Raw genomic sequence first — 13,565 nt, 5'->3', positions numbered from 1 at the left:
TTCGCCGATGTTTCGGCTGCGCGGACCGCTCGCCGCCGCTGTGGGACAATGGGGACGTGAGCGAACCCGTGCAGCCCGAGGCCCCGGAGATGCCGGACGTGCAATCCTGGCACCTGCCGCGGATGATCACCGCGTGGGCGGTGGCCGCGGTCATCGGCGCGCTCGTGACACTGGTCGTGCCGCAGGAGGGGCGCTTCGCCTGGCTCGTCTTCGCAGTCGGGGCGAGCACGCTCGTGACCTTCGCGCTGCAATTGGGGACGGCTCAGCGGGAGGGATTCATCACGCGGGTCTCGTTCAGCGTCGCCGGATCTGTACTGCTGATCGCGGTGATCGACGTGATCGGGATGCTGCTCGGCTGAGACGAGAGGCACCTCGCCGCCGGAGCCGGTGTACTAGACTGGCGTCATGCTTCTCGCGCTTGAACTCTTCTTTCTCGGCCTCCTCGGTCTTGCCGGCGTCGCGATCGCGTGGATCTCGGGCACCGTGGTCTACAAGCTCTTCAAGGGGCAGCGTTAACCATCCGCGCGTGGCGCACCTGGTGAGGTGGCTGGCGTGATGTCGTCGTTCCTCGAGCTTCCCGGGGCCGTCGCCGATCCGGTCGGTGTCGCCTCGCACTACGGCGAGCCGCTGCCCGAGCAGCGCGACCTCGAACGGGGGCGCGCGATCGTCGACCTGTCGCACCGCGGCATCGTCACCGTCTCGGGCCCAGACCGCTTGAACTGGCTGCACTCGATGACGAGTCAGCAGCTGACGGGGCTGCGGCCGGGGGAGGGCACGGAGACGCTGCTGCTCGATCCGAACGGCCGCATCGAGCGGGCGATCCGACTCGTCGACGACGGTGAGCGCAGCTGGTTGCTCGTCGACGAGGGATCGGCCGAGCCGCTGACCGCGTTCCTGCAGCGCATGCGCTTCGCGTTGCGCGTCGAGGTGCACGACGTCTCCGCCGAGTACACGACGGTGCTGGCCTTCACCGGGGCTGGGCCCGCCGCGGAAGCGCTGCGGGCGCTCGATCCACTCGCCGAGTGGCGCGACCCGTGGTCCGGCGTGACCGCGGGCGGGGTGCAGTACGCGAGGTCCGAGGCGCATGCCGCCGAGGGCTGGTCGGTCTCGCAGTTCGTGTTCTCGCGCGAGGATCTGCCGCGCGTCGCGGCGCTGGCGGGCGGCGGCGAGCTGCGCGCCGCCGGCCTGCTCGCGCTCGAGGCGCTCGAGGTGCGCGCCTGGCGGCCCTCGCAGCACGGCGACGTCGATGAGCGCGCGATCCCGCACGAGTTCGACTGGCTGCGCACCGCGGTGCACCTCACGAAGGGCTGCTATCGCGGGCAGGAGACGGTCGCGAAGGTGCACAACCTCGGGCACCCGCCGCGGCGGCTGGCCATGCTGCACCTCGACGGGTCGGGCGGCGAGCTGCCGCAGGCGGGGGCGCTCGTGTTCCGCGCGCCGCAGCCCGGTGAGGATCGGGATCCCGGGGCGCGGCCGGTGGGCCGGGTCACCCGGGCCGCGCTGCACCACGAGTGGGGCGGGATCGCCCTCGCGCTGCTCAAACGGGCGCTGCCCGAGGATGCGGCCCTCGAGGTCGAGTTGCCCGATACCCCCGAGCGGGCCGCGGCTTCGCAGGAGGCGATCGTGCCCGCCGATGCCGGCGCCACCCGCGATATTCCCCGTCTCAAGCGCCTGTAGGCCGGTGCCGTCTCGAGGCGGGCTCGTCGACGCGCCCGCTTCGGAACCTCATAGACTAGAACCTATGACGAACAAGCTGATCCTGCTCCGTCACGGGCAGAGCGACTGGAACCAGAAGAACCTGTTCACCGGTTGGGTGGATGTGCGCTTGACCGAGCAGGGGCGCGGCGAGGCCGCCCGCGCGGGCGAGTTGCTCGCGGAGTCGGGGGTGCTGCCCGACGTGCTGCACACCTCCGTGCTGAGCCGGGCGATTCAGACGGCGAACATCGCTCTCGACAGCGCGGATCGGCTGTGGATCCCCGTGCGCCGGTCGTGGCGGCTGAACGAGCGTCACTACGGTGCGCTGCAGGGCCTCGATAAGACCGAGACGCTGCAGAAGTACGGCGAGGAGCAGTTCATGGAGTGGCGCCGCTCCTTCGACACGCCCCCGCCGCCCCTCGACGATTCGAGCGAGTGGTCGCAGGCGGGCGACCCCCGCTACGCGGATATCGACGGCGAGCAGCCGCAGACCGAGTGCTTGAAAGACGTCATCGAGCGCCTCGTGCCCTACTGGGAGAACGAGATCCTGCCCGACCTGAACTCGGGTAGGACCGTGCTGGTCACCGCCCACGGCAACTCGCTGCGTGCGCTGGTGAAGCACCTCGATGGCATCTCGGACGCCGACATCGCGGGTCTCAACATTCCCACCGGCATGCCGCTCGTGTACAACATCAACGAGGACGGAACGCCCGCGGGCGAGGGGCGCTACCTCGATCCCGAGGCTGCAGCGGCGGGCGCGGCAGCCGTCGCGGCTCAGGGCAAGCACTGACGGCGGCTCGCCGAACGTGAAAGGACCCCTCTCGCGAGAGGGGTCCTTTCACGCAATCCGAGCGAAGCGGAGTCAGCGTTCTCCGCGCTCGTCCGAGGGGTCTTCGTCTTCGACGATATCGTCGTCGGCGTTGTACTTGCTGGCGTACTCAGCCCAGGGATCCTCATCGGAGCCGTGCTGCGAACTCTGCGCGAGTTCGCGCTGGAGTTGCGAGAGGTCCGTGTTGGGGCTGAAATACTTCAGCTCCCTGGCTACCTTGGTGTGCTTTGCCTTCTGACGGCCGCGCCCCATGCGTGACCCCCTTACACATTCAGGCCCCGCGGGCAATTCTCCGCGAGGCAGGTACTTATACAAATAGACGTATGGAGCAGATTCTATCAGATCGCGACAGCCGCCGAAGCGCGGCCAGTACGATGAAGGCATGACCTCGCGCCGATCCCGCACCCTCAGGCTGCTGCTCATCGGCGTGCTCGTGATCGCGGTGCTCGCTCTGGCCGGCGCGATCGCAGTGCTGGTGCCGATCCTCACTCATCAGAGTGCGGGCGGATCCGGCCAGCGCGTACCCGATCAGTTCGTCTCGCAGACCACAGCCAAGGGTGCGGACGGACGCACCCGGGAGTTGGTGGTCGAGACATCGGACGGCGAGCCGGTGGAGCTCGGCGCGCTGAGACCGGGCGAGTCGCTGACGGTCCGGGGCACCGGCTTTGATGCCGGAATCGGCATATATGTCGCGATTTGCGCGATTCCGGATCGCCCGGACGAGAAGCCCGGCCCCTGCCTGGGCGGTATTCCGGAGGGAGCCGAGGAGGGGCACGCGGAGCAGGCCGCCCTGTCGAGCGTGTGGATCACCGACGACTGGGCATGGCGGGCGTTCGCCACGAAGGGATACGACGACGCGCAGAGCGGATCCTTCACCGCCGAGCTCACGGTGCCCGCGGCCGAGAGCGAGGGCCTCGACTGCCGGGCGACGCGCTGCGCGATCGCGACGAGAGCCGACCACACCGCCGGAAGCGATCGGGTGCAGGACATGCTGCTGCCGGTCGCGTTCGCCGAAGCCGCGGGCTGAGCCCACGGGATCGGGGCCGCGGGCTGAACCCACGGGCTTCGGGCCGCGGGGTGATGCGACGTGCCCAGGGCCGGGGGCCTCAGTGGGTGAGCGGGGCGATCGCGAGCGTCGCGATCGTGTAGATCGCGAGACCGGCGAGCGAGCCCACCACCGTGCCGTTGATGCGGATGAACTGCAGATCCTTGCCGACCTGCAGCTCGATCTTCTCGGCCGCCTCCCTGGCGTCCCACCGCTGCACGGTCTCGGTGATGACACCCGCGATGTCGTGGCGGTAGTTGTGCACGAGGTGCTCGACCACCTCCATCACCCACACGTCGATCTTGTATTGCAGCGTGGGGTCGTCGAGGAGCTTGCGTCCGAAGTCGCGCAGCGCTGACACGATCCGGATCCTCAGTTCGCTGCCCGGGTCCTCGAGCATCGAGACGAGCGCGGCGCGCGCGGTCTCCCAGGTGCTCGCGGCGACCGCGCGGATGCGGGGGCTGTCGAACACCTCGTGCTTGAACGCCTCGAGCTGCTGCTGCAGCTGCTCCTGGTGCTGCAGATCGCGGGCGAGATCCCCGAGGAAGCGGGCGATGGCGATGCGGAACGGATGCTCGGGATCGGTGCCCACCCGCTGGGCGAACCGCACGGTCTCGGCGTGCAGGCGGTCGTCGAGGAACCGATCCACGATGCTCGGTACCCAGGCGGGAAGGCGCGAGGAGATCACCCGGTCGAACGCCTCGGGGTGCGCGACGAGCCACTCCTCGACACGGGATGCCGCGATGTCGATGAGGGCCTGCTGGTGGCCGCCCTCGACGAAGGACTCTGCCGCGCGGCCGAGCAGCGGCCCCCATTCCGGATCGACGACGTGCCGGCGCACGAGCAGCTCGATGAGCTCCTGCACATCGTTGTCGTCGAGCACCGTCAGTGCTCCGAGGCCGGCGCTCGCGATCATGTCGCCGACGCGCTCGGCGTTCGGTTGCTGCGAGAGCCACTCGCCCGCGTGCCGCGCTCCGCTGATGCTCGCGAGCTTGTCGTGCACGACGTCGTCGGCGAGGAAGTTCTCCTCGATGAATGATCCGAGTCCCTCGCCGATGTCGTCCTTCTTGCTCGAGATGAGGTTGGTGTGCGGGATCTTGAGACCCATCGGGTGCCTGAAGAGCGCGGTCACGGCGAACCAGTCGGCGAGGGCGCCGACCATGCCGCCCTCGCTCGCAGCCCTGACGTACCCGAGCCAGGGGTAGCGTTCCTGGAGCGCGAACGAGACGACGAACACCACGGCCATTCCGACGAGCAGGGCGACGGCGAGGCGCTGCATGCGGCGCAGCTCTGCGAGCCGTTCGAAGTCTGCGGGGGAGACGGCCCCCAGTGTGCGGCGGGTGCGAGACGTCGGCATCTCTGTATTATGCTCCACGGCGCCGCGAGGTCGGGCGAGGCGCGGCCCGGGAGTGTCGGGGATGCGTGGAATAATCGACTCCATGCACCTTCTCACGGCGCTCAGCCTGAAGAACCGCGCGTTGATCGCGCTCGTCACCATCGTCGCCGCGGTCTTCGGTCTCATCGGGGTGGGGTCGCTCAAGCAGGAGCTGATGCCCTCGGTGCAGTTCCCGGCGATCGCCGTGGTCACCAACTATCCGGGCGCCTCGCCGGAGGTCGTCAACAACGACGTCTCGGGCCCCATCGAGACGGCGCTGCGCAGCGTGCCGCAGCTCGAGACCTCGACCGCGACCTCGAGCACGGGCGCTTCCATGGTGGTGGCGCAGTTCACCTACGGCGTCGACATCACGGCGACGGAGCAGAAGGTGGAGCGCGCCGTCAGCCGGATCTCCCAGATGCTTCCCGAGGCCGCGGACACGCAGGTCATGTCGGGCAGCATCGACGACTTCCCCGTGATCCAGATCGCGGTGACGCCCGCCGACGGCGAGACCCCCGAGGAAGCGGCGCAGACCATCGAGCGCGTCGCGATCCCCGAACTGAGCGACATCGAGGGCGTGCGCGACGCGCAGCTCACCGGCGCTCGCGAGGAGCGGATCTCGATCTCGCCCTACGCCGAGACGCTCGCGGCGAACGGGCTGACCTCGCAGTCCATCGCCGACGCGCTGCAGCAGAGCGGCGTGCTGATGGCGGCGGGCACCGTCACCGAGGGTGATCAGACGCTCGCGGTGCAGGCGGGCACGGCCCTGGCTTCCGTCGAGGAGGTCGCCGCGATCCCGCTGCCACTCGGCCCCGAGCAGATCGCGGCGCAGCAGGCGCAGATCGCGCAGCAGGGCCCGGGGGAGTTCGAGGCCGCGCCCGCCCCGGCCGCCCTCACGATCGGCGACGTCGCCGAGGTGAGGCTCGAGCCTGGCCCCGAGCAGAGCATCTCCCGCGTGAACGGCGCACCGGCGCTCACCATCGCGGTCACCAAGATGTCGGCCGCGAACACCGTCGACGTGTCTCACGCGGTGCAGCAGAAGCTCGAGGAGCTGCAGGATCAGCTCGGCGGTTCGCAGCTCTCGATCGTGTTCGACCAGGCGCCCTACGTCGAGCAGTCGATCGAGACGCTCACCACCGAGGGGCTGCTCGGTCTCGTGTTCGCCGTGCTGGTGATCCTCGTCTTCCTCATGTCGGTGCGCGCGACGCTCGTCACGGCGATCTCGATCCCGACCTCGGTGCTGCTCACCTTCGTGGGGCTGAACTTCGCCGAGTACACCCTCAACATGCTCACGCTGGGCGCGCTCACCATCTCGATCGGCCGCGTGGTCGACGATTCGATCGTGGTGATCGAGAACATCAAGCGGCATCTCGCCTCGGGCGCCGACCGCGCGAAAACGATCATCGAGGCCGTGCGCGAGGTCGCGGGTGCCATCACCGCCTCGACCGTCACCACCGTGGCGGTGTTCCTGCCGATGGCGTTCGTCGACGGCATGGTCGGCGAGCTGTTCCGGCCCTTCGCGTTCACCGTCACCATCGCGCTCGTGGCGTCGCTGCTCGTGTCGCTCACCATCGTGCCCGTGCTCGCCTACTGGTTCCTGCGACCGGACCGGAAGCGGCGCAGGGAGCGGGCGGCGGATCCGGCCGACGGCGATCCCGACCCGCTCTCCACCGGGCCCGTTTCCGAGCCGGAGGACGCCGAGGCGGCGGCCCAGCCCCTGCTCGCGACCCGTTCGGCCGCCGCCGAAACCGCGGCCGAGCCTCTCACCGCGCTGCAGCGCGGTTACCGCCCGATCATCGACTGGACGCTGAAGCGGCCTGCCGTGACGCTGCTCACCGCGGTGCTGGTGTTCGGCCTCACGATCGCCCTCAGCCCCTTCATGAAGACGAACTTCATGGGCGCCGACGAGCAGAACTCGATCGGCCTCGTGCAGACGCTCGCCCCCGGCACCAGCCTCGATGCTCAGCTCGCCCAGGTCGAGCGCGTCGAGGATGCGCTCTCGGACGTCGACGACATCGAAACCGTGCAGGTGACCATCGGCAACGGCGGCGGAGGCATGGGCGCGATCTTCGGCGGAGGGGGCGACGGAGCGGTCAGCTACTCGATCACCACGGCGTCGGACGCCGATCAGACGGGTGTGCAGGATGAGATCCGCGCCGCCGTCGATGCACTCGACGACGCGGGCGAGTTCTCGCTCGGACAGTCGGGCGGCGGCGTGACCATGTCGAGCGCGATCGAGGTCAACGTGTCGGCCCCCGATCAGGAGACCCTCGCGCAGGCCAGTGACGCCGTGCTCACGGAACTCGAACAGCAGCCCGGCCTCAAGCAGATCGAGAGCGACCTGGGCACCTCTCGCCCGTTCCTGCAGGTGGCCGTGGACCGCGCAGCCGCGGCGGCGGCCGGCCTCACGGAGGCCGGGGTCGCCGGACAGATCGCTCAGCAGATGCAGCCCCGCCAGATCGGTCAGATCACGATGGACGCCGACACCGTGTCGGTCTACCTCGCCGACGGCGTCGCCGCGACCGACCGTGCGGGAGTGGCCGCCCTGCCGATCATGACGGCTCTCGGTCCGCAGACCCTCGACGCGCTCGCCACCATCGAGGTGGCCGACGGCCCCGTGACGGTGCGCACCGAGGACGGCGTGCGCATGGTGACGGTCTCGGCTCTGCCCGAGGGCGATGACCTCAACGTCGCCGGCGCTGCTGTCACCGCCGCGCTCGACTCGGTCGATCTGCCGGCCGGCGCCACGGCCGAGATCGGCGGCGTGATGTCGCAGCAGAGCGAGGCCTTCGGGCAGCTCGGTTTGGCTCTGCTCGCCGCGATCCTCATCGTCTACGTGGTGATGGTGGCGACGTTCCGCAGCCTGCTGCAGCCGCTGCTGCTGCTGGTCTCGGTGCCGTTCGCCGCGACCGGTGCGATCCTGCTGCTCATCGCCACCGGCATCCCGCTCGGTGTGGCTTCGCTGATCGGCGTGCTGATGCTCGTCGGCATCGTGGTGACGAACGCGATCGTGCTCATCGACCTCGTGAATCAGTATCGTTCGCGCGGAGACACCCTGCTCGCCGCCGTCGAGCACGGCTCCCTGCAGCGTCTGCGCCCCATCGTGATGACGGCGCTCGCGACCATCCTGGCGCTCACGCCCATGGCGCTCGGGATCACGGGCAAGGGCGGGTTCATCTCCCAGCCGCTCGCGGTCGTGGTGATCGGCGGCCTGCTGTCGTCGACCGTGCTCACGCTCATCGTGCTGCCGACCCTCTACTACGCGGTCGAGCGTCGCCGTGAGCGTCGCCGAGATCGCCGTGGGGATCGCCCGGGCGGTCGCCGAGCTCGCGGATCCGGGCGACGCGGGCCGAAACGCGGCCCTGGATCCGACGGGGCGGCGGCGGTCGCCGGCACCGAGGCACTGGCCTTCGCGAGCGCCGCCGGTGCGGTCGGAACGGTCGGTGTGCTCGGCACCGCACCCACCCAGCACGACGAGTCGGCGACGGGGTATCCCACCGAGACTCCGAACGATCTGTTCGAGCTGTTCGAGGGGTTCCGGGAGGACGAGGACGCCGAGGCGCAGCCCGACGACGGTGTCGCTACCGAGGGCGAAGCCGAGGGCTCGCCGGTGCCGGCGATCGACGGAGAACCTGATCCTGGTTTTGAGGCCGAAGTCGAAGCCGCAGTCGAGGCCAATGACGAAGCCGTAGCCGAGGCCGATGGCGAAGCCGTAGCCGAGGCCGACGCCGGTGGCAATGCCGAAGCTGACGCCGACGCCGGTTCTGCGGCACCCGCTCCGTTGCCCGCGCAGGCCGATCCCGAGGTGCAACGCGCGATCCTCAGTGAACTGATCCGCGTCGGGCTCTCCGCCCCCGAGTTGAGGGAGCACAGCGCCCCTGAGTCGGAGGAACGCGTCGCCCCAGAGTCGAAGGAGCAGGAAGAGCAGGAGATCGGATCCGCGACCGCGCAGATGTCGCTTGCGCTCTCCGATCTCGGCTTCATCGACGAGCGCGACCAGCTCGCGGTCGGCGAGGACTCCGAGGCCGATGCCGGATCCGAGTCCGACGCCGGATCCGAGTCCGACGCCGGCTCCGGGTCCGAGCATGGATCTGAGTCGGAGCCACAGCCCGAACCCGAGCCGGTTTCGACGTCGGAGCTCGTGTCCGAACCTGAACCGGCATCTGGTTCGGAGCCTGGGACGGTCGATTCCTCACCCCGTGCGGCGTCGGAGCCGGAGGCCGAAGCGGACCCCGAATCCGATGCCGAGACCGAACACGAACTCGACTCCGACGCGGCGGATGACACGACCGCGAGTACGAACGCGACCACCGCAGTCGCGCCCCCGGTGACCGGCGAGCTCGACTGGGAACAGTTGATGTGGCAGGCGACGCAAGAGGTCGAGGCGGAGGAGAACGGCCGCGCCGGTGCGTCCGGTGAGAACTCCGAAGACGAGAGCGGGCGATAGCGTGGCGCAGAGGGGCCGCCGAGGTTTCAAGCCCCCGGCGAATTACGAGCCGGGCCGCAAACCGGCTCGTGGCGGTAAGCGGTGGACCGGCGGGCGCACGCTGGGCCGGCCGGCAGGGGAGCGCTCGGAACCCGAGCAGCCGAAACGCGAGGGATCGCGGCCCGAGCGCCGAGACGGAACGGTCGGGGCCGCTCGCGGCGGCGAACGCGCTCCGGAGCGGTGGCGCGCTCGGGGGGAGGTCGTCGGACAGGAGAGAGGAGCCGCCGCAGGATCCCGAGCGACGGAGCCGGTGCACGAGCGCCTCGACGCCCGGATCACGACCGCCGCAGATACCGAGGGCCTCAGCTTCGGGGATCTCGGCCTTGGGTCGAACATCCTGCGCGTGCTCGGCGAGCTCGGCGCTGAGCGCCCCTTCCCGATCCAGGCCGCGACGATCCCCGATGCGGTCGCCGGGCGCGATGTGCTCGGGCGCGCCCGCACCGGATCTGGCAAGACCATCGCCTTCGGCGCGGCCGTGGTCGAACGCCTGCTGAAGCTCAAAGCCGAGGGCGCATTCGCGAATGACGCCGCCCCGGCGCGCAACCGGCCCAAGCGGGGCGAGCGGCAGCGCGCGCCGAAACGTCCGCCGCGCAACCCGAAGGCGCTGATCCTCGCCCCCACCCGCGAACTCGCCCTTCAGATCGACCGCACGGTGCAGCCGATCGCCCGCTCCGTCGGCTTCTTCACCGCACAGCTCGTCGGGGGCGTGCCGCTCGATCCCCAGGTGCATGCGCTCGAGCGGGGCGTCGATATCGTGATCGGCACGCCGGGGCGCGTGCGCGACCTCGTGAACCGCCGCAAGCTCGACCTGCGCGAGGTGCTGGTCTCGGTGATCGACGAGGCCGACCACATGTGCGAGCTCGGGTTTCTCGAGCCCGTGCAGGGGGTGCTGCGCGAGACGGTGCGCGGCGGGCAGCGGCTGCTGTTCTCGGCGACCCTCGACAGCGGAGTGGGCGAGCTGGTGTCGGAGTTCCTGCGCGATCCGGCCGTGCACGAGGTCGCGGGGGAAGCGGTGAGCGAAGCCGAGCACCGGGTCCTGGTGGTGCTGCGAGAGCACAAGAACCGGGTGCTCGTCGAGCTCGTCTCACGCCCCGGTCACGCTGGCGGTCCCGCACGGACCATGGTGTTCTGCCGCACCCGGGCCTATGCCGAGAGCGTGGCCGAGATGCTCGCCGATGAGGGGATCCGCGTGACCTCCCTGCACGGCAACCTCAGCCAGGCACGACGCGAGCGCAACCTCGAGAAGTTCTCGTCGGGTAAGGCCGCGGTGCTGGTGGCGACCGATGTCGCTGCGCGCGGTCTCCACATCGACGACGTCGACCTGGTGGTGCAGGCGGATCCGCCCGACGACTATAAGACCTACCTGCATCGGGCCGGCCGCACGGCGCGGGCCGGGCGCGGTGGGATGGTGCTCACGGTCATCCCGCGCACCCGTCAGAAGCGCACGCGCGAGATGCTCGAGGAGGCGGGGATCGAGCCGACGTACTTCGGCGATCACGAGCCCGGAGACGCCCTGCCGGCCTCGTAGTCCCTACCGTTCCGCGCAGTCACGCCGAGTGGCGCGACTGCGCCGATTCGCGCTGCCGCGCCGAGTCGTGCTGCGTCGAGCGCAACTGCACCGACTCACGCTGAAGCACCTCTTTTCGTCGTATCGAGGTGCTGTTCGCTCCATCGGTGCTGTTGTGTGAAGTCGGGCGGCCGTGTCCGGTTGCGCGGTGGAGATGTTCTCCAGGAACGAAAGACTGTTTTTGGAGGGATTGGACAACAGGGGCCGGGGCGATCTCGGGCCTCGATTGTGGGGAGAGCGGCGCGAGGTTGTCGGTGTCGGAGGTGCCCCCTAGCCTGGCAGCAGGTCAGCGGATCGCGGCGCGGGGCGCCGCAGAACCGCGCATCACGTCGAAGGAGAATCGATGAGCGATACCATCGCGCAGTCCACCGCACGCATCGACGTCGCCAGGGTCGGCGATGCCCTGCTCGGTCGCTGGAAGCAGGAGCGCCTCGAGTCACGGCGACTCGCGGCAGACTCCCGGCTGCACACGATCCCGGGCCAGCCGATGGACGAGCACCGGGCCCGTGTGCTCGAGCAGCTCGGCATTCTCGTGGAGGAGGGCGCGATCCAGCGGGCGTACCCGAGCGACCTCGGCGGCGGCGACAATCACGGAGGCAACATCGCGGCGTTCCAGGAGCTGGTGTTGGCCGACCCCTCCCTGCAGATCAAGAGCGGTGTGCAGTGGGGGTTGTTCGGTGCGGCGATCCTGCACCTCGGCACGCGCAAGCACCACGAGAAGTGGCTGCCCGACGTGATGAGCCTCAAACTGCCGGGCGCCTTCGCCATGACGGAGATCGGTCACGGCTCGGACGTGGCGTCGATCGGCACCACTGCGACCTACGATCCCGAGACCGAGGAGTTCGAGATCCACACCCCGTTCACCGGTGCCTGGAAGGAGTTCCTCGGCAACGCCGCGCTGCACGGCCAGGCCGCCGTCGTGTTCGCCCAGCTCATCACGCGCGGGGTCAACCACGGCGTGCACGCGTTCTTCGTGCCGATCCGCACGCCCGAGGGCGAGATGCTCCCCGGCGTCGGCAGCGAAGACGACGGCGTGAAGGGCGGTCTCAACGGGATCGACAACGGTCGGCTGCACTTCGATCACGTGCGCATCCCGCGCGAGAACCTGCTCAACCGCTACGGCGACGTCGCCGCAGACGGCAGCTACTCCTCGGACATCGAGAGCCCCGGCCGCCGCTTCTTCACCATGATCGGCACGCTCGTGCAGGGGCGCGTCTCGCTCGACGGCTCGTCGGTGCGGGCGATGCAGGCGGCGCTCGCCATTGCGATCCGCTACGGCAGTGAGAGGCGGCAGTTCCCCGGTGCATCCGGTCGCGAGACCGTGCTGCTCGACTACGGCCTGCACCAGCGGCGGCTCATTCCGCGTCTCGCACAGAGCTACGCGATGGCCTTCGCGGACGAGCGTCTGCTCACCGTCTTCGACGAGGTGTTCTCGGGCGCCCGCGACACCCCCGAGAACCGTGAGGACCTGGAGACGCTGGCCGCGGCGTTGAAACCGCTCTCGACGTGGGCGGCGCTCGACACGCTCCAGGAGGCACGGGAGGCGTGCGGAGGCGCCGGGTTCATCGCCAAGAACCGGGTCACCGGGCTTCGCGCCGACCTCGACATCTACGTCACCTTCGAGGGCGATAACAACGTGTTGCTGCAGCTCGTGGGCAAGCGCCTGCTCACCGACTACGCCGAGCAGTTCAAGGGCGCCGATCGCGCGGCCCTCATCAAGGCGGCGGCGAGCCAGTTGGGCGGCAAGGTGAGCCGGTTCGGGCTGCGCCAGGTCGGGCAGAGCATCATCGACCTGGGCCAGGTCGCGCGCTCGGTCGAGAGTCTGCGCAGCCCAGCAGCGCAGCGCGAGCTGCTGGCGGATCGCGTGCAGACGATGATCTCCGAGATCGCGATGGCGCTGCGCGAGGCCTCCAAGGGCACCCCGAAGGGCGACAAGCGCGCCCGAGCGATCGCCGCCGAGGACGCATTCAACGCCCAACAGCACAAGCTCATCGCAGCGGCGCGTGCTCACGCCGAGCTGCTGCAGTGGGAGGCCTTCACCGAGGCCGTCGAGCAGATCGATGACGAGGGATCGCGTCAGGTGCTGACCTGGTTGCGCGACCTCTTCGGCTTCGGACTCATCGAGAGCAACGCCGCCTGGTACCTGGTGAACGGACGCCTCTCGGGGCAGCGCGCAGAGGCCGTGACCGCGTACATCGATCGGCTCATCGGCAGGCTGCGCCCGCACGCCCTCGACCTGGTCGACGCCTTCGGCCTCTCGCCCGAGCTCCTGCGCGCCGAGATCGCCACGGGGATCGAGGCGGAGCGCCAGGAGGAGGCGCACGCCTACGTCGAAGCGCAGCGCGCTGCCGGGACCTGGCCCGTGCACGAGAAGGAGCTGTACAAGGCGAAGAAGAAGTCGCGCTAGGCACTCTTCCTCTCGCAGCCGAGGTGACGCGCTCGGCCCTTCGCCGGCGCTCCAGGGGCGATATACGTCATCTCGATGCGGTAGCCAGGAGCGCTGCTCGGGCAGCCGGAGCGCGATGGTCGACGGGTGGATCGCGCGACGGTCAGGAGGCGCGATCGCAC

Annotated in this window: 9 protein-coding genes; 7 read left to right on the top strand and 2 right to left on the bottom strand. The window is 69.6% G+C overall.

Going from position 1 to position 13,565, the window contains the following annotated elements:
- The first annotated feature begins 56 nt into the window (after positions 1-56).
- The 3 genes from AC0KXF_RS09955 (at position 57) to AC0KXF_RS09945 (ending at position 2,485) form a co-directional block, all read left to right on the top strand.
- Positions 57-359: a hypothetical protein gene (locus tag AC0KXF_RS09955; protein ID WP_473109028.1), complete on the top strand. Its 303-nt coding sequence runs from the start codon at positions 57-59 to the stop codon at positions 357-359.
- Positions 360-555: 196 nt separating this feature from the next.
- Positions 556-1,677 (top strand): CAF17-like 4Fe-4S cluster assembly/insertion protein YgfZ, encoded by a 1,122-nt coding sequence (ygfZ, locus tag AC0KXF_RS09950; protein WP_473109053.1) that lies wholly within the window; start codon positions 556-558, stop codon positions 1,675-1,677.
- 64 nt (positions 1,678-1,741) lie between these two features.
- Positions 1,742-2,485, top strand: coding sequence for a phosphoglyceromutase (locus tag AC0KXF_RS09945; protein WP_473109027.1), 744 nt, complete (start codon positions 1,742-1,744; stop codon positions 2,483-2,485).
- 72 nt (positions 2,486-2,557) lie between these two features.
- On the opposite strand, the gene AC0KXF_RS09940 is transcribed toward AC0KXF_RS09945, so the two are convergent.
- Complete coding sequence (locus AC0KXF_RS09940; RefSeq protein WP_223043204.1) at positions 2,558-2,776, bottom strand: DUF3073 domain-containing protein; 219 nt, start codon at positions 2,774-2,776, stop codon at positions 2,558-2,560.
- A gap of 130 nt (positions 2,777-2,906) precedes the next feature.
- Here AC0KXF_RS09940 and AC0KXF_RS09935 point away from each other — a divergent pair, with 130 nt between their 5' ends.
- Positions 2,907-3,551: a hypothetical protein gene (locus tag AC0KXF_RS09935; protein WP_473109026.1), complete on the top strand. Its 645-nt coding sequence runs from the start codon at positions 2,907-2,909 to the stop codon at positions 3,549-3,551.
- Positions 3,552-3,630: 79 nt separating this feature from the next.
- On the opposite strand, the gene AC0KXF_RS09930 is transcribed toward AC0KXF_RS09935, so the two are convergent.
- Positions 3,631-4,926 carry a DUF445 domain-containing protein gene (locus AC0KXF_RS09930; protein ID WP_473109025.1) on the bottom strand — a complete coding sequence of 432 codons (1,296 nt, stop codon included), beginning with the start codon at positions 4,924-4,926 and terminating at the stop codon, positions 3,631-3,633.
- Between the two features lie 82 nt (positions 4,927-5,008).
- Between AC0KXF_RS09930 and AC0KXF_RS09925 the strand changes: the two genes are divergently transcribed.
- The 3 genes from AC0KXF_RS09925 to AC0KXF_RS09915 all read left to right on the top strand — a co-directional run bounded on the left by AC0KXF_RS09925 (position 5,009) and on the right by AC0KXF_RS09915 (position 13,404).
- On the top strand, positions 5,009-9,391 hold the full coding sequence (locus AC0KXF_RS09925; protein ID WP_473109024.1) for an efflux RND transporter permease subunit: 4,383 nt from the start codon (positions 5,009-5,011) through the stop codon (positions 9,389-9,391).
- A gap of 1 nt (position 9,392) precedes the next feature.
- On the top strand, positions 9,393-10,958 hold the full coding sequence (locus AC0KXF_RS09920) for a DEAD/DEAH box helicase (protein ID WP_473109023.1): 1,566 nt from the start codon (positions 9,393-9,395) through the stop codon (positions 10,956-10,958).
- A 382-nt stretch (positions 10,959-11,340) separates the two neighbouring features.
- Complete coding sequence (locus AC0KXF_RS09915) at positions 11,341-13,404, top strand: acyl-CoA dehydrogenase family protein (protein WP_473109022.1); 2,064 nt, start codon at positions 11,341-11,343, stop codon at positions 13,402-13,404.
- Positions 13,405-13,565: the final 161 nt, after the last annotated feature.

The sequence above is a fragment of the Leucobacter holotrichiae genome (assembly GCF_055791005.1).
This window is presented reverse-complemented; position numbering and strand designations above follow the sequence as displayed.